This window comes from Enterobacter sp. JUb54, from assembly GCF_014298075.1.
In the GTDB taxonomy this organism is placed as follows: Bacteria; Pseudomonadota; Gammaproteobacteria; order Enterobacterales; family Enterobacteriaceae; genus Klebsiella; species Klebsiella lignicola.
In genome coordinates this window covers 2829662-2849274 of sequence record NZ_CP060418.1, presented here as the reverse complement: position 1 = coordinate 2849274, position 19613 = coordinate 2829662, and the positions used below count along the sequence as shown (strand labels likewise).

Below are 19613 nucleotides of genomic sequence, written 5' to 3'. Positions count from 1 at the left end.
CCTGCTATCAGCAAAAAGATACCCTTTAAGCATAGCAGGCGCCGTTAGTGGGGGCGGGATCAGGCCAGCCAGGCCGTGATTTTCGCGGTGATACCGGCAGCATCAAGACCGAGGTCGGCACGCACTTCTTCCTGTGTCCCCTGCGGGATGAAGAAGTCCGGCAGACCGATATTCAACACCGGAACCGCGCGACGATGCGCCATCAGCAGCTCATTCACACCGCTGCCTGCGCCGCCCATAATGGCGTTCTCTTCGAGGGTCACCAGCACGTCGTGCTCCGTGGCCAACTGCAAAATCAGCGCATCATCAAGGGGCTTCACAAAGCGCATATCGACCAGCGTCGCGTTGAGCGTCTCCGCCGCCTGAGCGGCTTCCGGCAGCAGGGTGCCGAAGTTGAGGATCGCGATTTTTTCACCGCGGCGTTTCTCCACGCCTTTGCCGATTGGCAGCGAGGCCAGCGGTTCCAGCGTCGCACCGGTGCCGGTACCGCGCGGATAGCGGACTGCGCTCGGGCCAGCGTTGTAGTGATAGCCGGTGTAGAGCATCTGGCGGCACTCGTTCTCGTCGCTTGGCGTCATGATCACCATCTCCGGGATACAGCGCAGGAAGGAGAGATCGAAGGCGCCCTGGTGGGTTTGCCCATCGGCACCGACGATACCCGCACGGTCGATGGCAAACAGTACCGGCAGCTTCTGGATAGCGACGTCGTGAATCAGCTGATCGTAAGCCCGCTGCAGGAAGGTGGAGTAGATGGCCACTACCGGCTTATAGTCGCCGATCGCCAGACCCGCGGCGAAAGTGACCGCGTGCTGTTCGGCAATCGCCACATCGAAATACTGGTCAGGGAATTTTTTGGAAAACTCGACCATCCCCGAGCCTTCGCGCATCGCCGGGGTGACGGCCATCAGCCTGGCGTCTTTCGCCGCGGTTTCGCACAGCCAGTCGCCGAAAATTTTCGAATAAGAGGGCAGGCCGCCGCTGCTTTTCGGCAGGACGCCGCTGGTGTGGTCGAATTTAGGCACCGCGTGGAAGGTAATCGGGTCTTTTTCCGCCGGCTCATAGCCGCGACCTTTTTTGGTCATAATATGCAGGAACTGCGGCCCTTTCAGGTCACGCATATTTTTCAGCGTGGTGACCAGCCCCAGCACATCGTGACCATCCACCGGGCCGATGTAGTTAAAGCCCAGCTCTTCAAACAGCGTACCGGGCACCACCATCCCTTTGAGATGTTCTTCGGTGCGCTTGAGCAGCTCTTTAATCGGCGGCACGCCGGAGAAGACTTTCTTCCCGCCTTCGCGCAGCGATGAGTACAGTTTCCCCGACAGCAGCTGCGCCAGGTGATTATTCAGCGCGCCGACATTCTCGGAGATCGACATTTCGTTATCGTTGAGTACGACCAGCAGATCGGGTTTGATATCGCCTGCGTGGTTCATGGCCTCAAACGCCATGCCCGCGGTAATGGCGCCGTCGCCGATGACGCAGACCGCGCGTCGCTGTTTGTCTTCTTTCGCGGCGGCAATCGCCACCCCGATGCCGGCAGAAATAGAGGTTGATGAGTGACCGACGCTCAGTACGTCATATTCGCTTTCGCCACGCCACGGGAACGGATGCAGACCCCCTTTCTGACGAATGGTGCCGATTTTATCGCGGCGACCGGTCAGGATTTTATGCGGGTAAGCCTGGTGACCAACGTCCCAGATCAGGCGGTCAAACGGCGTGTTATAGACGTAGTGAAGCGCCACGGTCAGTTCGACCGTGCCGAGGCCGGAGGCAAAATGCCCGCTGGAACGGCTGACGCTGTCCAGGAGGTAACGCCGCAGTTCGTCGCACAGTTTCGGCAGGCTATCTTTCGGCAACAAACGCAACTCCTGGGTGGAATCTACCAGCGCCAGGGTCGGGTATTTGGCAATATCAAAACTCATCAGAGACTCTTATTGTTTATTTATCACGCTGAATTATGTAATTCGCGAGCGCTTCCAGTGCCGTCGTATCCAGAGATTGTGCGGCCAGTTCATTGAGCGACTGACGGGCATCTTCAATCAGATCATGCGCTTTGGTGCGAGCTTGCTCGAGCCCCAGAAGCGCGGGATAAGTGCTTTTACCTAACTGCTGGTCGGCACCCTGGCGTTTGCCAAGCGTCGCAGTATCCCCTACCACGTCAAGAATGTCATCCTGGACCTGGAAGGCGAGACCGATATTTTGCGCAAAGCGTTCAAGGGCCGGCAGGGCCGCACGACCACGTTCGCCTGCGCTCAGCGCGCCCATCCGCACCGCGGCGCAAATAAGGGCTCCGGTTTTGTGGCGATGAATACGCTCCAGCGCCTGCAGATCAACCTGATGGCCTTCCGCTTCGAGATCCAGCGCCTGTCCGCCGCACATGCCCGCAACACCGCTGGCGTGGGCCAGCGCTGACACCATTGCCAGGCGATCGCGGTCCGGCACTTCAGGCATCGGCGCATCACTCAGTATAGAAAATGCCAGCGTTTGTAGCGCATCACCGGCAAGAATTGCGTTCGCTTCGCCAAATTTAACGTGACAGGTCGGCAAACCGCGGCGCAGATCGTCATCGTCCATCGCCGGGAGATCGTCATGCATCAGAGAATAAGCGTGGATGCATTCAACGGCGGCGGCCGGGGCATCCAGCGTTGTACGGCTGACGCCGAACATATCACCGGTGGCATAGACGAGGAACGGGCGCAGGCGTTTACCGCCTAATAATGCGCCATACTGCATGGCTTCAACCAGTGGAGTGTTCTGAAAAGGCAGTGGCGCAAGGAAACGACGCAGCGCGTCGTTAGCCTGCTCAACGCAGGCCTGGAGCTGTTGCGAGAAGTCCATTTATTCGGCGTCCGGCGTAAAAGGCGTGAGTGGGCTCTCTTCTCTGTCGGCCAGCAGAATCTGTACACGCTGCTCGGCCTGCTGCAGCCGGGCCTGGCCCTGGCGCGCCAGCTGTACGCCACGCTCAAACTCGCTGAGCGCTTCTTCTAACGGGAGCGCGCCGCTTTCCAGACGATTAACAATCTGTTCCAGCTCGCCCAGGGCGGTTTCAAAGCTGGCCGGGGCCTCATTTTTCTTTGGCATAGTGAATGTAGACTCTTGTTATGTCGCGACACCAATATGGTAACGAAGTCACGTGGTTAAGCAAATACAGACGTCGTCCTTTCGCGGATTTGTTCCCGAAAGCGTGCGCAACCGCTGCCGGCAGGCTCGTCGCGTGCCTGTAGCGATGGCCTGCCCCGAATGATTTTATGTAAAACCCGCAATGGTGATATACTGCGCTCCCTGGATGCAGGCACTACGGTGCGCTGCAGTACATCTTTTGCTTAAAGCCCGTCGGGCTTGCCAACGAACTATTGTCGCTATGAAGTTTATCATTAAATTGTTCCCGGAAATCACCATCAAAAGCCAATCCGTGAGATTGCGCTTCATTAAAATCTTAACCGGGAACATTCGTAACGTTCTCAAAAACTATGATGAGACGCTGGCCGTTGTCCGTCATTGGGATCATATCGAAGTTCGCGCGAAAGACGAAAATCAGCGGCCGATCATCCGCGATGCGCTGACCCGAATCCCCGGTATCCATCATATTCTGGAAGTCGAAGACGTGCCGTTCACGTCGCTGCACGATATTTTCGAGCAAACGCTGCCGCTGTGGCGCGAAACGCTGGAAGGCAAAACCTTCTGCGTGCGCGTAAAACGTCGCGGTAAGCATGAGTTTACCTCTATCGAAGTGGAACGCTACGTCGGCGGTGGCCTGAATCAGCACATCGAAACCGCGCGCGTGAAGCTGACTAATCCGGATATCACGGTCAATCTGGAAATCGAAAACGATCGTCTGCTGCTGGTGAAAGGGCGTTACGAAGGTATTGGCGGTTTCCCGATCGGGACTCAGGAAGACGTGCTGTCGCTGATTTCCGGCGGTTTCGATTCCGGCGTTTCCAGCTATATGCTGATGCGTCGCGGCTGCCGCGTGCACTACTGCTTCTTTAATCTGGGCGGTGCAGCCCATGAAATCGGCGTTCGCCAGGTGGCTCACTATCTGTGGAACCGCTTCGGCAGCTCCCACCGCGTCCGCTTCGTGGCGATTAACTTTGAGCCGGTGGTCGGTGAGATCCTCGAAAAAGTTGACGATGGCCAGATGGGCGTGGTGCTCAAGCGCATGATGGTTCGCGCGGCGTCGAAAGTCGCTGAACGTTACGGCGTACAGGCTCTGGTGACCGGTGAAGCGCTGGGCCAGGTTTCCAGCCAGACCCTGACCAACCTGCGGTTGATCGACAACGTCTCCGACACGCTGATTCTGCGTCCGCTGATCTCGCACGATAAAGAGCACATTATTAACCTGGCGCGGGAAATCGGTACTGAAGATTTTGCTCGCACCATGCCGGAATACTGCGGCGTGATTTCGAAGAGCCCGACCGTGAAAGCGGTGAAGGCGAAGATTGAAGCGGAAGAAGAAAACTTCGACTTCAGCATCCTCGATAAAGTGGTCGAGGAAGCGAATAACGTTGATATTCGCGATATCGCCCAGCAGACCCAGCAGGACGTGGTGGAAGTCGAAACCGTGACCGGCTTCGGCCCGAACGACGCGATTCTGGATATCCGCTCTATTGACGAGCAGGATGACAAACCGCTGAAGCTCGACGGCGTAGACGTGGTGTCATTACCGTTCTACAAGCTGAGCACCAAATTCGGCGATCTGGATCAGAGCAAAACCTACCTGCTGTGGTGCGAACGCGGTGTGATGAGCCGTCTGCAGGCGCTGTATCTGCGCGAGCAGGGCTTTGAGAATGTGAAGGTATATCGCCCGTAACCACGACGAGCGACGGTCATCCCGGATAGCGGCATTGTCATGCCTTATCCGGGCGACTAAAGCCGTATTGGTGGCAGTAACCCCGCGAAGCGCAACGCCAGCGGGGAAATCCCAGGCCTGTCAGGCTTCGTAGAAGTTATAAATCCCCGCCGCCATCACCAGCTGTGATGCGACCTCATAGGCCGTTTCACGCCCGACCAGCAGATCGATCATTTTGAGCGCAAAATCAATCGAGGTTCCCGGCCCCTGGCTGGTGAGCAGGTTGACCCGTGGGTCCCAGACGACACGCTTATCCTGCCACTGATCCGGCGGAATGCGGTCCTTTAACGCCGGAAAGCCCGTCATATTGCCGATCGGGAAAAGGTTATGCGGCACCAACACGGTGGCGGCAGCGGCGCAGATAGCAGCAACGATGCGCCCGGAGAGATGAAACTGCCTGACCGTCTCCACCAGCAGCGGGCTGTCGCGGAAATATTCCGCGCCTTTAATGCCGCCCGGCAGGACGATAATGTCGTAATCGCCATCCGCTACTTCTACCAGCGGGGCATCGGCCAGCAGCTTCACGCCGCGCGAGCAGACCACGGTCAGGCTGCCATCGCTGGCGACGCTGGCGGTGGTTACCTGCACGCCGCCACGGACCAGTAAATCGATGGTGGTGACCGCTTCGGTCTCTTCGCTACCAGGGGCGAGGCAAATCAGTGCCGACGCGCTCATATTCATTCTCCTTACGCTTTACCAGTTCAAACAAGCGGGCATTTTCCGGTACGGCAAGCCCGTGGGCGCGAGCGCGCTTTAGCAAAAAACCGGTGATATAGTCGATTTCCGTATGACGCTGCGCGCGAATATCCTGCAGCATCGAAGAGATATTTTCTGCCGTACTTTCAATGACCTGATGGACATAAAATAACAGGTTTTCCGGTGAAGTATGAATACCTTCGCGTTCCATGACCGCCGCCACCTCGCGGCAAATCACCTCGACTTCCTCGGGATAGTGGCGTAAATCGCCGTTCCGGCACTCTTTTAAGGCGGTCAGCGGGTTAATGACACAGTTGACCGCCAGCTTGCTCCACGTCGCCGGCAGAATATTATTGTGCCAGGCGACGTCCGGCAGAACGTTTTGCAGGACGTCGGCAAGATAGCTGTAATCCTCCGGGTAGGGCTTTGCCGGGCCAATATGGGTGGTGCCGTTGGCGACGTGAACAATCACGTTACCATCGCGGCGCGCGGCCTGGGTGGTAGAGGCCAGCAGCAGCGGCTGCTGCACGCCTTTTAGCTCATCGATCGTGCCCATGCCGTTATGGATAAGCAGAATTGGCGACGAAACGGGCAGGATAGAGGCCAGATTCTTTACCGCAGTGGAGACCTGCCAGGCCTTTAATGTGACCACCAGCAGGTCGCTGCTGGCGAGAAAGTCGGGATCGTTAGCGGTGAGCGATTCATTAAAGATGGTGCCGTCAGTCTCGATCAGGTTGACGCTACAGAAGGGTTGCGGGACGCGTAACCAGCCCTGGACTTCGTTTGCGTGTTTGTACAACGCGGTAAGCCACAGTTGCCCCAGTGCACCGCATCCAAGTACGGTTACTTTCATTATTCCTCCTCACCTGCGACGTCCTCAGGCATTCATAGCTAAAGTATATACTCGTTGCCCTTCCGGCTGCAGCCTGGCACAGGTTTAGTATGACATCATCGGCTATGCTTGCGGGATAAGCAGTTGAGTTATGCCGCGTTGCGGGTATTATGCAACGCAAAAGCAACAGAAGGAGAGGAAAAGATGCCATCTTTCGATATTGTCTCTGAAGTCGATCTTCAGGAAGTTCGAAACGCCGTAGAGAATGCGACCCGTGAAGTTGAGTCGCGTTTTGATTTTCGTAACGTTGAAGCGAGCTTTGAGCTGAACGAAAAAAACGAGACCATCAAGGTCCTCAGTGAATCTGATTTCCAGATTAACCAGCTGTTGGATATTCTGCGCGCGAAGCTGTTAAAACGCGGTATTGAAGGCAGCTCTATCGAAGTGCCTGACGAGTTCGTACACAGCGGTAAAACCTGGTTTGTTGATGCCAAACTGAAGCAGGGTATTGAGAGCGCGATGCAGAAAAAAATCGTTAAGCTCATCAAAGACAGCAAGCTGAAGGTGCAGGCGCAGATTCAGGGTGAAGAGATTCGCGTGACCGGTAAGGCGCGTGACGACCTGCAGGCCGTGATGGCGCTGGTGCGCGGTGGCGATCTGGGGCAGCCGTTCCAGTTCAAAAACTTCCGCGACTAAGTCGGGATTTTTGCCACGCTGGCGCGAGTGCTTTTCGCCGAACGCCAGCCAGTAAAAAGCGGGGACTTCCCCGCTTTTTTTACGCCCCTTTGATGGCCTGCTCAATCTCGAAGCGGTTGGTCACCTTGCTGTCGATCTTGATATACACCGAGCGTTCGTCGGCGATAACCAGCGCCTGCTTCACGCCATCTTTCGCCAGCAGTCGCTCCTGCAGCGTTGCATCGGCCACCACATCATCAGGGATTTCGACCCGCAGACTGCTGACATACGGCGGTTCGCTCATCGTCCCGGCCACCAGCAGCCACAGCATCGCCAGCAGCGCGCCGAGCAGGAACACGGTTTGTGAATCAAAATAGCCATCGACCCAGCCGCCCAGCGAGCCGCCAATTGCCACCCCGAGGAACTGGCTGGTCGAATAGATCCCCATGGCGGTCCCTTTGTAGCCCGCCGGCGACTCTTTGCTGATAAGCGATGGGAGCAGCGCTTCCAGCAGGTTAAAGGCCAGGAAGAACAGCTGAACGCCGGCCACCAGCTCCCAGAAGTAACCCCCGGCGCCCCACAGCACGATTTCCGCCACCAGCAGAATCGCGACGCAGAACACGAAGACATGCTTCATCTTACGCTTCACTTCGGCGTAGATGATAAACGGTACCACTGAGACAAACGACACCAGCATGGTGACCAGGTAAATTTTCCAGTGCTCGGCGGCAGGGAAACCGGCGGCCTCCAGCTGTCCCGGCAGGGCGACAAATGTCGACATCAGCATGATGTGCAGACACATGATGCCGAAGTTAAGCTTCAGGAGTTTGGGTTCGGCAAGCACTTTACTGAAGCAGCCTTTCACCATCCCGGACTCACGGTTCAGGACATGATTATGGCTGTTAGGGACGACCCACAGCGTCAGCAGAATACCGATACTGGCGAGGATGGCGATCATCCAGAACAGGGCGTGCAGACCCAACTGGTGGGTGATAATTGGTCCCAGCACCATGGCAAGCGCAAAGGTGACGCCGAAGCTGACGCCGATAAAGGCCATCGCCTTGGTGCGGTTCTGTTCGCGGGTTAAATCGGAGAGGAGCGCCATCACCGCGGCGGCAATCGCGCCGGACCCTTGCAACGCGCGCCCGAGGATAATGCCCCAGATAGAGTCGCTGAGGGCGGCGATAATGCTGCCGATCACGAAGATAAGCAGCCCACCGACAATCAGTGGTTTACGGCCAATCCGGTCGGAAAGCAGGCCGAACGGGATTTGAAACACCGCCTGCGCCAGACCATAGATGCCAATGGCCAGGCCAATTAACGCCTCGCTGGCGCCTTGTAAAGCCATACCGTAGGTGGTCAGAACCGGCAGAACCATAAACATGCCGAGCATACGCAGCGAGAATACGGTTCCCAGACCCCAGGTTGCGCGCAGTTCACCTGGCGTCATTTTGTTATCGTTCATTACCACCTCAATCTAAAAACTGCGACTAGTGTAGTGGTGGCGGCCAGAAGCGTAAATAAATGTTTGTTTAACAGATATTACGACTCTGTTGCAGGGTGAGGTAAGCGTGGGGAAAATAACGAAACCAGTGGGGAAGCCCCACTGGCCGGTAGCACTTATTGTAAATTAAAGTCAACCCACTGGCTGCCCGCGTCGGCGGATTTGACGCACTGTTCAACCCAGTACACCCCGTGCAGGCCCGCCTCAACGTCCGGATACCAGAAGTTTTCCAGGAAGGCGCGATCGTTGCGGTCCATGGCATCTATGGCCAGCGCATAGCGACGATAGAGGTTTGCCCAGGCTTCAAACAGCCCTTCGGGATGGCCGCCGCCAATGCGGTCCTCTGCCAGCGCTGCGGGACTGAGATAATTCATGCCGCGCTCGAGAACCCGCGCCGGTTCGCCCTGTACCTCATAGCTCAGTTGGTTAGGGCGTTCGTCCCACCATTCGATACTGGCTTTTTCACCGACAACCCGCACCTTTTGCGAGTGCATCGCTCCGCTGTTCACCGCGCTGGTCCACATGGAGCCGACGGCGCCGTTATCATATTCCATCAGCACGAAGGCGTTATCTTCCAGCGGCGCCCGGGATTTCACGAAGCTCTGGCGGGAACACATCAGACGGCGAATGTTGAGATGAGGCACCATGGTTTCGGCGACAAACAGCGGGTGGGTGGCGAGGTCGCCCAGCACATAGCTCGGGCCGGCATACTTAGGGGTCACGCGCCAGCGGGTCGACTCTGCCTGCAGTTCGACGGCTTCATTATGGAATCCGTGGGCAAACTGCATCGTGATAATGCGGATCTGCCCGAGCAGGCCGTCTGCAATCATCTGCCGCGCCTGCTGAATCATCTGATAACCGGCGTAGCCGTAGGTGACGCCGACGATTTTATTGTGCTTTCTGCTTAAGGCCAGCAGCTCCTGAGCTTCGGCGGCGGTAAAGCACAGCGGTTTTTCACACACCACGTGCAGCCCTGCCTCCAGCGCTGCTTTGGTGATGGCGAAATGGGTATTGTTCGGCGTGGTCACCGAGACGACTTCAATCCCGTCAGGGCGCAGCGCTTCTTCGCGAAACAGCGTCTGGTAGTCGGCGTAGCAGCGTTCCGGCATCACCCCGAGCTGCTCGCCAAACTGGCGCCCGCGTTCAGCATCAATATCAAATGCGCCGGCCAGCAGAGTGAAGACATTATCGCGCAGCGCGGCAGAGCGGTGGCTGTAGCCAATCTGGCTGGTGGATCCGCCGCCGACCATGCCCCAACGCAGGGAGCGAGACAGGGGTTTGGTGCCGTTTAACATGGTGATCTCCTGTATAGAAACGACATATAAAAACTACAAACAGCCGATAACAGATAAAGGCGACCCACGGACCAGTTTTGGCTGTGAGTCGCGCGATGGTTGGTGCTCACTACCGGGCTACATCTCGCCGCGCGCCTCGCGCCGTTTTAGCTCGTCCATGATCTGCGGATACTGTCGGTCCAGGCGGTAAAACAGCAGGGTAATAATGACGATGATCCACAGGAAGAATGAGCCGTAGACGTAAACATGGTTGATCATATCGATCGCCGTTTGCGGCTGAACGCCTGCACCGCTGCTGGAGCTGACGTAGCCCGCCATGCTGAGCAGGCCGGAGATCACCGCCGCCGCGATCCCGGCGCCAAGCTTGGTCCCAACCGAGCCGGCGGAGAAAATCATCCCCTCTTGTCTGACCCGGGTCTTCCACTGGCCGAATTCGACGGCGTCGCCACAGAAGCCAAAGAGTACGGCGTTCAGCGGCGCGAAGCCGATGCCGCGAATAATGGCGTTTGCCAGAGTGGCGTGGTAGTCGCCGGAGCTAAACATAAACATCACCTGACCCAGCGTCGCCAGTACAATCCCGCACAGGGCCACGTTGCGTTTACCGTACTTGCGGATGGGGATAGAGCTGAGAAAGGTGAAAATAATGATACAGGCGGTTTCGGCCACGAAAATGGAACTGTAGAAGGTGTCATCGCCGAGCACATAGCGGCAGTAGTAAGGCATGGCGATCCCCACCACGGTGTAGTAGACGCTCTGGGCGGTCCACAGAATCGCGCTGGCCCAGAAGTACTGGTTACGGAACAGGGCGCTGAGCTGGGTTTTGACCGGCACTTTCCCCTGTTTTTCCCGTGCTTTGATCACCACTTTCTCTTCACACTGATAGAAACAGAACAGCAGCAGCAACAACGCCAGAAACGCCCAAATCGCCATGGTTTTGATCCATGCGGCCTGGTCATCGCCGAAATATTTCACCAGCGGCAACGTACAGGCCACGGCGAGGATGCGCCCGAAGGGGGACATCGACATGCGGGTGATACTGAGTAAATCCCTCTCCCATGAGGTACGGGTCATCATGGCCGAGAGGCTGCCGTAAGGGAGGTTGATCGCGGTGTAGCAAATGGTGGTGCAGAAGTTATAGGCCACCAGCAGATAGATGAACTGCAGCGTTGCGGTGGTCTGTGGCACGGTGAACAGCAGGATCGCCGACAGGGCGTAGGGAACGCTCATCCACAGCAGCCAGGGGCGGGATTTGCCCCATTTTGAGTTGGTGCGCTCCACCACCAGGCCCATGATCACATCCGAGACGCCATCAAACAGACGTGATATCAGCATTACCAGGCCCACCGTCGCGATGCTGATCCCGACGTAATCGGTATAGAACAGCGTTAACACCGTGCCGATCATGCCAAACACGACGTTGCAGGCGGTATCGCCACCGCCATAGGCGATTCGGGTGGTCCAGGTCAGTTTATCGCCACGCGTTGCTGTGGGAGAGAGAAGGAGCTGTTGTTCACTCATAGTCTATTCCTTAGTCGGGGAACACGTAAGGACCTCTGCGCCGGCGCCACCGACACAACCTCATCCTGAAGAATGGTTAGCAATAAATGAAAATGTTTATTTCATTTATCTATTATATGAAATTAAATTTTTATTTGTGAGATGAGGATCTAAAAATGATAAAGATCATAAATAACGTTTAACATTTACATAAAAGCGGTTAAATGCCATTAATAGCGCAGAAAATCAGCGTATTAACCATGGTGTTATTAATGAGACTGGCAAGAATACAGCAGAAGAGTGGGGAAACTGTGAGGTGAATCGATAAGGCATGATATTTTCATTTTAAAACATATTGAAATTTATTTTCTTTTTTACCTGCTATCAGCAAATGAAAAATGAAAAAAGCAGGTACAGCGAGCGGCCGTACCTGCAGCGGATCAGGCCGTTTCGCCTGCTGCCTGCTGAATGGCGGCAATCACCTCCAGCGACCGGAGCGCGTCGGCGGCATCGATCAGCGGTTGCTCCTCGCCGGCGATCACCCGGATAAAGTGGCGCAACTGCAATTCGAACGGATCGATAGGCTCGACGCTGAGCCGGTCGCTCTGCAGCGGATGCAGCCAGCCGCGCTCTTCGCCGTAGCGCCACCACTGCATCTGCGGGATCGCCAGCGCGCCGAGGGTGCCGGAGATCAGATAGCAGTTTTCCGGGGTGTGGGCGTAGATAGCATTTTCCCCTGAGTTCATCTCCCAGCTCCAGGGGCCGACGCCGCAGTCGGTGAGTACCGCGCTACCCAGCGCTCCGCTGCTGAAACGCAGGTTAACCACCGCGCTGTCTTCATTGGCGAACTGCCGCACGGCGTGGGACGTAAAGGCCTGTACCTGCTCGATTTCGCCAAACAGATAGCGCATCAGGTCAATATCGTGCACCAGGTTGACCAACAGCGGCCCGGCGCCGGGTTCGCGTCGCCAGGCGACATCAAAATAGTCGTCCGGCTTTTGCAAAATCCAGTGCGCAGAGACGCTGACGATGCGGCCCAGTTGACCGCTGTCAATCAACGCCCTGGCGGCGGCGATAAGCGCGTTATGCCGCCGGTGATGGCCCACCAGTACCGGAACCTGATGGCGCGCGGCGGCATCGACCAGCGCTCTGGCGCCTTCCGGGGAGTCGGCGACCGGCTTTTCAACCAGCACCGGGATCCGACGTTCAATACAGGCGAGGGCGCAGGGAACATGCAGCTTGTTGGGCGTGGCATTGATGACTCCCTGAGGGCGCGCGGTCTCGAGCATGGTCTCCACGCTGTCATACCACGCCACGCCCAGAGACTGCGCCAGCGCCTGTGCCTGCGGCGAAGGGTCGGCGAGGGCCACAAGCTCCACCTGCGGATTGTTGCGGATCACCGCGATATGTTTGCGCCCGATGGCGCCCGCGCCGATAACGGCAAGACCCATTTTGCTCACGACAAGCTCCTTATTGAGGGAGAAGAAGGGGAGGCGGGTTGCGCATCGGCATCGGTGGCAAACAGCCCTTTGATGAGTAGCCCAATCACGGTTAGCGCCGCCGGGATCCCGAGAATTAAGAACACGCTTTCGAAGCTGAGATTTAGCGCCATCATCTCGGCGCCGGCAAAGGCGCTGAGGATCGCGCCGATCCGGCCAACGCCGTGCATCCAGCTGGAGCCGGTGGCGCGGGCCTGGGTCGGATAGTAGCGGGCGGAGAGCGCGTTCATGCCGGTATTGGCGCCGTTGAGGCAGGCCCCGCTGACGAAGGCCAGCAGGCACAGCAGCGTAAAGCTGGCTGCGGCATAGCCCATCGCCATGGTAAACAGGCCGCCGATGGCATAAATCAGCCCCAGCGCCCGATGCGGGTTAATGCGGTCCATCAGCCATCCGGCAAACAGGGAACCGACGGTGCCGCCGGCCTGATAAATGGCGGTCATGATGGCCGCCTGACTGACGGTGAGCCCAACCTCTTTTACCAGCGTCGGCAGCCAGCTGCCGAGGATATAGACCAGAAACAGCCCCATAAAATAGACCAGCCACAGCATCATGGAACCGAGGCGATACTGGCGGGAGAGGACAAGACGCATGGCGCTGCCATGAACGGGCTGGGTCGGGAGGGTGAATTCGGCATCATCGGCGATCTGCCCCGGATAGAGCTGCTGCAGGATCTTGCGGATACGAGCCGCGGGCGCACCTTTGACCACCAGAAAACGCACCGACTCCGGCAGCAGCCAGATCAGCAGCGGCGCAAACAGCAGCGGCAGGATCCCGCCGAGCGCCATCAGCGAATGCCAGCCAAACTGCGGGATCAGCCATGAGGCGGAAAACCCGCCTGCGGCAGCGCCGAAGGTAAACCCGCAAAAAATCACCGTAATCAGAAAGGATCGCTGGCGCTCGGGGGCATACTCCGACACCAGGGTGCCGATATTGGGCATCGCCGCGCCCAGCCCCAGCCCGGTCATAAAGCGGAAGAAAACCATCTGTTCGATGTTGTGAGAGAAGGCGGTAGCAATGGTCCAGAAGCCGAAGAAAAAGACGCTGTTGATGATGATTTTTTTGCGCCCCAGCCAGTCGGCGAGCGGCCCGGACAGCATGGCCCCCAGCGCCAGGCCAATCAGCGCGGCGCTAATGACAAACCCGAGTTCATAGTTGCTGACGCCCCATTCATGCTTCAGCGTCGGGGCGATAAACCCCATGATCGCAATATCAAAACCATCGAGGGCAATCACGCAGAAGCCTAAGAAAACCACCAGTTTCTGAAAGCGGCTGAGCGGATTGCGGTTGATTAACTCTCTGACATCCAGGCGTTGAGTCTGTGTCATCGGCTTTTCCTTATGCGCAGGGACGCAGGTAAGCCTGCGCGGCGTTGAACAGTAACTGTGCGCGGGTGAGGGCCGGCAGGGCGCCCTGGTCACCGCTTAACGGAACTTCCAGCGATACCGGCAGCGTGGTCGGCAGCGCGGACATCAGGCCGTGCAGATCCAGCCCACCTTCACCGGGGACGTTGCGCGCGGACCGCGCCTGGCGGATCAGCTCCTGTTCGTTATCGGGGGTCTGCGCCGGGGCATCGCACAGCTGCATATAGTTGAGGCATGACGGCGGCAGGGTGGCGAGGCTGGAGAGCGACTCTCCGGCGCGCCAGAAATGGATGGCATCAACCAGAATGCCGATGTCCGAACGCCCGCTGGCGGCAATCAGCCGCTGGGCGTCGGCGAGGGTGCGTAAGCAGGTCCACGGCATCGGCTCCAGATTCATGGTTAACCCGTAGGCCTGGCCCGCTTCTGCGAGCGTGGCAAGGTTCTGCGCACTGCGTGTCAGGTTATCGTCATTGCCGGCCACCAGTACCTGGCGGGCTCCCAGCCGCGCGGCGGTTTCGAGAAAACAGTTCAACCGCGCGTCGATCGCAAAGTCGTGAGTCAGACGCAGGATTTCAACGTCCGATACCTGGATACCGGTCTCCATTAACGCTGCCAGGGTGTTGCGCACGGTGGCGGTGTCGCCGAGCATATCGTAGTCAGGATCGGTCGGCGTGGCGGGAAGCAGGCGCAGGCCGACGTGGGTAAAACCGGTTTTTGCCGCGATCCGCACCTGTTCCGGGGGCGGAACGTCGAGCACGGTGAGGGCGGCGAGTGACAGGGTACGCATGTTCATAAAAGGCTCCGGTACAGTTACAGGTGATTGTTGTTATGTGTACTGCCGTCCCTGGTAAGATGTTGTTTATTGCCTTGTTTTTATTGTGTTTGCTGCCAGTTTTTACCGACCAGATAGCCAAAGGTCATCGCCGGGCCGAGGGTGATACCGCCGCTGGGGTAGTAACCCTGCATCACGCTCGACATATCGTTGCCAATGGCATACAGGCCTGAAATCGGTTGCTGCTGCGCATCGAGAACCCGTGCCTGTTCATCTGTTTTCAGCCCGCTAAACGAGCCCAGTGAACCGGGCAGAATACGCACGGCATAAAACGGGGCCTGGGTCAGCGGCCCGAGCGTCGGATGATGCGGATGGCTGGCATCACCCTGCGCCCGGTTGTAGGCCGAGGCACCACGTTGAAACTCCGGGTCTTCGCCTTGGGCGGCGAAAGTATTAAAGCGGGCCACCGTGGCGGTCAGCTGCCCGGCATCGATGGCGCATTGTTCCGCCAGCCCGGCCAGCGTATCCGCCGTGCGAAGATAGCCCGTGCGCAGCCATGCCGCCGGTGAAAAGGGAAACGGCCGCGCATGGCCCAGACCGTAACGGCGCAGGGCCCGGCTGTCGGCGATAAGCCACGCGTTTGGCTGCTCACCCGGCGGGGTGGCCGCCAGCAGCGCGGCGATAAAGTCATGATAAGAGTCGGCTTCGTTGGTGAAGCGCGTGCCGTCAGGCAGGACGGCGATAAACCCCGGCTTCGCCCGTTCGACCAGATGCGGGAAGACCAGCTGCAGGCCGCTGGCAAGGGTTACCCGGGAGACCGGCGCCCAGGCCATGGCGTGCTGCAGGGTGGTATCGAACTGACCGCCGACCGACTCCCCGAGGCGGATCCCCTCGCCCTGATTGCCCGGCGGGGCGGCGGAGAAGTGGCCATAGCCGTCCGCGGCGTGCGGCACATGTTGCGCCAGACGCTGGCGATCGTGAGGGAAGCCGCCGCAGGCAAGGATCACCTTGCTGGCGTGAACCGTCATCTCACCGTCATCAGTACGAAGCACCGCGCCGTTGACGCCGTCATCGCTGGTCAGCAGCCGCACCACCGGGGCATTCAACATCATGGTAACCCCGGCATCGAGGGCCGAGCGCAGCAGACGCGCCATCAGCGCGTTGCCGTTAACCAGATGCTGCCCGCGTCCGGCGCGCAGCCGTTGCCATCCGTGGCGCAGCAGACGCCGGGCGGCATACAGCGCCGATCGCGGTGAGCGGGTGGCGTTAAAAAAGTGCGCCATATCGGCGCCGCCGGCGATGCCCATGCCGGCGAGGCTGATGGTTTCCAGCGGCGGGCGCAGACGATGCAGCCAGTCCCCCAGCAGACGCCCATCGTAGGGTTGCGCGGTCACCGAGCGTCCGCCCTGGGCGTAGCCCGGCGAGGTATGAAAGTCGGGCATTTTACTGCCGGAGAGAAACTGCACCGCGGTATGGCGGCGGAAGAAATCAATCATCTCCGGGCCATACTGCAGGAAGTTGAGCAGGCGGGCATCGGCGGGCTGTCCGCCCATTTCATGCTGCAAATAGGTCAACGGCGCGTCGTCATCCTCCTGAATGCCCTCTTCGCGGGCCAGCGGATTCTGCGGGATCCACAGCCAGCCGCCAGACCAGGCGCTGGTGCCGCCAATCACCGACTCCTTTTCCGCCAGCAGCACGCTGGCGCCGTTGAGGGCGGCGGTTACCGCGGCTGCAAGCCCCGCGGCGCCGGAGCCGACCACCAGCACATCCACCTGTTTTTGCCCGCTCATCTCCGGCCCCTTATTGCAGTGGTGAAAAATCAACGGGGCGCAGCAGCACCGACTCCAGCCGCTCAACGGCCGCCAGTTCACGGTTTTTGCGCGAGAAGGTCAGCCAGCGCTCGTCCTGCGCCATGCGTCCGCGGCGAACCAGGCGATCGTCGAGGCTCTCGTAAGCCCAGATGTGTACCACCTGATTGACCACGCCAATTTCGGTGAAGAAAAAGCCGATCAGCGTGCCCAGGTGCTCGGTTTGTACGGCGTAGGCATCGCTTTTGTACAGCGCCAGCCAGTCGGCCATTTTTAACGGGTTGATGGTGTAGGTGCGTTTTTCATAGATCATGATGTTCTCCTGTTGATGATGCGGTGTGGTGTGCCATATGGCGGGCTGAAAGGTAGCCGAAGGTCAGGGCCGGGCCGAGGGTGATCCCCGGACCGGGATAGGTTCCCGCCATCATGGAATCCATATCGTTGCCGACGGCATAGAGGCCGGGGATCGGCTGGTTGTGCTGATTGACGACCTGGGCATTTTCGGTGGTGACCAGACCGCGTGAGGTGCCCAGATCGCCGGTGTACAGGGTGATGGCATAGAACGGGGCGCTTACCAGCGGCGCGTTACAGGCGTTGGGCTGATGCCCCGGATCGCCCATCGCCCGGTTATAGCTGTTGCCGCCTTTGGCGAATTGCGGGTCCTGGCCCTGGGCGGCGTCGCGGTTGTAACGAGCCACTGTATCAACCAGGGCTTGTGCGTCGATCCCCAACTGCTGCGCCAGCAGGTCAAGCGAGTCCGCTTTATGCAGGTAACCGGCTTTGACCAGCGCGTCGTTGTTGACCGGTGCCGGGCGCGCCAGGCCCAGCCCGTAACGTTTCATCGCCTGCGCATCGCCAATCAGGAAGCACGGGGCGTTGTCGGGATGGCTTTGCATGGCGCTGGCAAAGTGGTGATACGAGTTCGATTCATTGACGAAGCGTTCCCCGCGCTGGTTAACGGCGATGACGCCCGGCTTGGCCCGGTCAGTGACCAGGTGCGGGAAGCGTTCTTCGCGACCGTCGGCGTGACGCAGCACCGAGACCGGCGCCCAGAAAAAGTTCGAGGGGAGGTCGGCGCCTTCCTGCGCGTTGACCGTACTGGCGAGGCGCAATGCGGCCCCGTCGTTGGCCGCGGGCGACATCGAGTAGTGCTCGCGGGTATGCGGGCGGTATTGCGCCGCCAGCTGTCCGGCGGCAAACCCGCCGGCGGCCAGCACCACGCCACGGCGAGCCAGCAGCGTCTCCTGCTGCCCGTGGTGCTCAATGGTGACGCCGGTGACGGTACCGTTTTGCTCCACCAGCGACAGCACGTTGACGTTCAGGCGCAGCGTCATGCCGTTGCGCAGCGCCACGGTTGCCATGCGGGCAATCAGCGCGTTGCCCATTGCCAGGCGGGTGCCGCGATGGTGCTTGAGGCGGTCGCGACCGTAGCGCAGCAGCAGTTTTGTGCAGTGCGATAACGAGCGCAGCGAACGGCGCATATCGAGGAAATGCTGAATATCAACGCGGTTCACCATCATGCCGCCAAACAGCAGCATGCCCGGCGGCGGCGCGCGCAGATCGCGAAAACGCTCGCCGAGCAGACGGCCATCATACTCGACGACCTCCAGCGCGCGTCCGGTATCGACCGCGCCGGGTTCGTCAGGGTAATAGTCCGGCGAGAGCGGGCGCAGGCTGTACTTTACGGCGCCTTGCTGTTCGAGATAGGCCAGCGCCTCGCGACCGGAAGCGACAAACGCCTCGACGATCTCCGGGCGGTAGTGCTGTTCCCCGATAATGGTCTTCAGATAGGTTTTGATCTCCTCGCCGCTGCCGTTTTTGCCCTGCGCCCGCGCCTGGTCGGTATCGTTGATCCACACCGCGCCGCCGGATATTGCCGAGGTGCCACCAAACTGCGGCGCTTTCTCCAGCATCAGTACCGACAACCCCTGGCAGCAGGCGGTGACGGCGGCTGCAAACCCACCGGCGCCGCTGCCGATGACGATCACGTCCCAGTTGTTCATGCCGCGGCTCCTTGCGCCTGCGGGATCGCGCCGATGAACTGCCCCATCAACTGCATCTGCGCCAGCGCCATTTCCGGGCCGGTCTGAACGACGCAACCGCGGGCCTCGGCAAAGGTCAGCAGGGGCGTCATCACCGGGGCGGTGACGACGTCGGCGACGTGGGTTGTCGCGTCGAGCGTCTCCAGCAGGGGCTGCGGCAGCGGCAGCGGATCGAAATTGGCCATTCCCGCCGGAGAACCGTTCACCAGCAGATCAATGCCGCTCAGGGTGTCGGGCAGGGGAGTGAGGAGAACTTCGGGGAAGTGGGTGGCGAGGCGGTTATGCAGCAGTTGCAGGGTGGCCGGGTTCTGGTCGTGCAGCGCCAGCTGGCGGATGCCGGCTTCGCACAGCCCCCATGCGATGGCGCTCCCGACGCCGCCGCAGCCGGAAAGCAGCGCGCTTTTGCCCGCGGCCTGAAAACCGTGGGCGTCAGCGGCAAGGGCGAAGCCAACGCCGTCCAGCATATCGCCCTGCAGACGGCCATCTGCCAGCTTGCGGACCACATTGACCGCGTTGAGGTGACGGGCGCGGGGCGTGAGCTCATCAACCAGCGCGGCGGCGCGCTGTTTGTGCGGCACGGTGACCAGCACGCCGCTCATGTTTTGCCAGCCGCGCAGCGCCTGCAGATAGTCAGCCACCGCTTCGGGAGCGATATCCACCGGGATCATCACGCTATCCATCTGCTGGTCAGCGAAATAGCGGTTGAAGTTTTCCGGCGATTTTACCTGGGTAATCGGATGGCCGATAACGGCGACGACCTGCGTGAATCCACTGACCATTTCA

17 protein-coding genes are annotated in these 19613 nt (G+C 59.2%); 2 read left to right on the top strand and 15 right to left on the bottom strand.

What is annotated here, in order from left to right; all coding sequences use genetic code 11:
• Nucleotides 1-59: 59 nt before the first annotated feature.
• The 3 genes from dxs to xseB are packed head-to-tail and all read right to left on the bottom strand — an operon-like array spanning nucleotide 60 to nucleotide 3081.
• On the bottom strand, nucleotides 60-1922 hold the full coding sequence (gene dxs, locus HF679_RS13110; protein ID WP_123755675.1) for a 1-deoxy-D-xylulose-5-phosphate synthase: 1863 nt from the start codon (nucleotides 1920-1922) through the stop codon (nucleotides 60-62).
• A 16-nt stretch (nucleotides 1923-1938) separates the two neighbouring features.
• On the bottom strand, nucleotides 1939-2838 hold the full coding sequence (ispA, locus tag HF679_RS13105; protein WP_123755676.1) for a (2E,6E)-farnesyl diphosphate synthase: 900 nt from the start codon (nucleotides 2836-2838) through the stop codon (nucleotides 1939-1941).
• On the bottom strand, nucleotides 2839-3081 hold the full coding sequence (xseB, locus tag HF679_RS13100) for an exodeoxyribonuclease VII small subunit (protein WP_187042111.1): 243 nt from the start codon (nucleotides 3079-3081) through the stop codon (nucleotides 2839-2841).
• Between the two features lie 280 nt (nucleotides 3082-3361).
• Here xseB and thiI point away from each other — a divergent pair, with 280 nt between their 5' ends.
• The gene (gene thiI / locus HF679_RS13095) at nucleotides 3362-4810 is read left to right on the top strand and encodes a tRNA uracil 4-sulfurtransferase ThiI (protein ID WP_123755678.1); all 1449 of its coding nucleotides are present in this window, start codon (nucleotides 3362-3364) and stop codon (nucleotides 4808-4810) included.
• Between the two features lie 120 nt (nucleotides 4811-4930).
• On the opposite strand, the gene yajL is transcribed toward thiI, so the two are convergent.
• Together yajL and panE are read right to left on the bottom strand one after the other, a co-directional pair.
• Nucleotides 4931-5524 (bottom strand): protein deglycase YajL, encoded by a 594-nt coding sequence (yajL, locus tag HF679_RS13090; RefSeq protein WP_123755679.1) that lies wholly within the window; start codon nucleotides 5522-5524, stop codon nucleotides 4931-4933.
• Nucleotides 5487-6398 carry a 2-dehydropantoate 2-reductase gene (gene panE / locus HF679_RS13085; protein ID WP_123755680.1) on the bottom strand — a complete coding sequence of 304 codons (912 nt, stop codon included), beginning with the start codon at nucleotides 6396-6398 and terminating at the stop codon, nucleotides 5487-5489. The genes yajL and panE overlap by 38 nt, the downstream gene beginning before the upstream one ends.
• A gap of 183 nt (nucleotides 6399-6581) precedes the next feature.
• On the opposite strand from panE, the gene HF679_RS13080 reads away from it, so the two are divergent.
• Nucleotides 6582-7073, top strand: a complete 492-nt coding sequence (locus HF679_RS13080; RefSeq protein WP_123755681.1) for a YajQ family cyclic di-GMP-binding protein — start codon at nucleotides 6582-6584, stop codon at nucleotides 7071-7073.
• 79 nt (nucleotides 7074-7152) lie between these two features.
• On the opposite strand, the gene HF679_RS13075 is transcribed toward HF679_RS13080, so the two are convergent.
• The 10 genes from HF679_RS13075 to HF679_RS13030 all read right to left on the bottom strand — a co-directional run bounded on the left by HF679_RS13075 (nucleotide 7153) and on the right by HF679_RS13030 (nucleotide 19609).
• Nucleotides 7153-8517, bottom strand: a complete 1365-nt coding sequence (locus tag HF679_RS13075; protein WP_123755682.1) for an MFS transporter — start codon at nucleotides 8515-8517, stop codon at nucleotides 7153-7155.
• Between the two features lie 155 nt (nucleotides 8518-8672).
• Nucleotides 8673-9851, bottom strand: coding sequence for a Gfo/Idh/MocA family protein (locus HF679_RS13070; protein ID WP_123755683.1), 1179 nt, complete (start codon nucleotides 9849-9851; stop codon nucleotides 8673-8675).
• Nucleotides 9852-9968: 117 nt separating this feature from the next.
• Complete coding sequence (locus HF679_RS13065; RefSeq protein WP_123755684.1) at nucleotides 9969-11369, bottom strand: MFS transporter; 1401 nt, start codon at nucleotides 11367-11369, stop codon at nucleotides 9969-9971.
• A 419-nt stretch (nucleotides 11370-11788) separates the two neighbouring features.
• Complete coding sequence (locus HF679_RS13060) at nucleotides 11789-12799, bottom strand: Gfo/Idh/MocA family protein (RefSeq protein WP_187043055.1); 1011 nt, start codon at nucleotides 12797-12799, stop codon at nucleotides 11789-11791.
• Nucleotides 12800-12804: 5 nt separating this feature from the next.
• Entirely contained in the window at nucleotides 12805-14172 is a 1368-nt protein-coding gene (locus HF679_RS13055; protein WP_187042110.1) for an MFS transporter, read from the bottom strand.
• A gap of 10 nt (nucleotides 14173-14182) precedes the next feature.
• On the bottom strand, nucleotides 14183-15001 hold the full coding sequence (locus tag HF679_RS13050) for a sugar phosphate isomerase/epimerase family protein (RefSeq protein WP_154143546.1): 819 nt from the start codon (nucleotides 14999-15001) through the stop codon (nucleotides 14183-14185).
• Nucleotides 15002-15081: 80 nt separating this feature from the next.
• Nucleotides 15082-16770, bottom strand: coding sequence for an FAD-dependent oxidoreductase (locus HF679_RS13045; RefSeq protein ID WP_154143545.1), 1689 nt, complete (start codon nucleotides 16768-16770; stop codon nucleotides 15082-15084).
• A gap of 10 nt (nucleotides 16771-16780) precedes the next feature.
• The gene (locus HF679_RS13040; protein WP_123755688.1) at nucleotides 16781-17101 is read right to left on the bottom strand and encodes an NIPSNAP family protein; all 321 of its coding nucleotides are present in this window, start codon (nucleotides 17099-17101) and stop codon (nucleotides 16781-16783) included.
• Nucleotides 17091-18791, bottom strand: a complete 1701-nt coding sequence (locus HF679_RS13035; RefSeq protein ID WP_123755689.1) for an FAD-dependent oxidoreductase — start codon at nucleotides 18789-18791, stop codon at nucleotides 17091-17093. The genes HF679_RS13040 and HF679_RS13035 overlap by 11 nt, the downstream gene beginning before the upstream one ends.
• The gene (locus HF679_RS13030) at nucleotides 18788-19609 is read right to left on the bottom strand and encodes a shikimate dehydrogenase family protein (RefSeq protein WP_123755690.1); all 822 of its coding nucleotides are present in this window, start codon (nucleotides 19607-19609) and stop codon (nucleotides 18788-18790) included. Before HF679_RS13030 ends, HF679_RS13035 begins: the two co-directional genes overlap by 4 nt.
• Nucleotides 19610-19613: the final 4 nt, after the last annotated feature.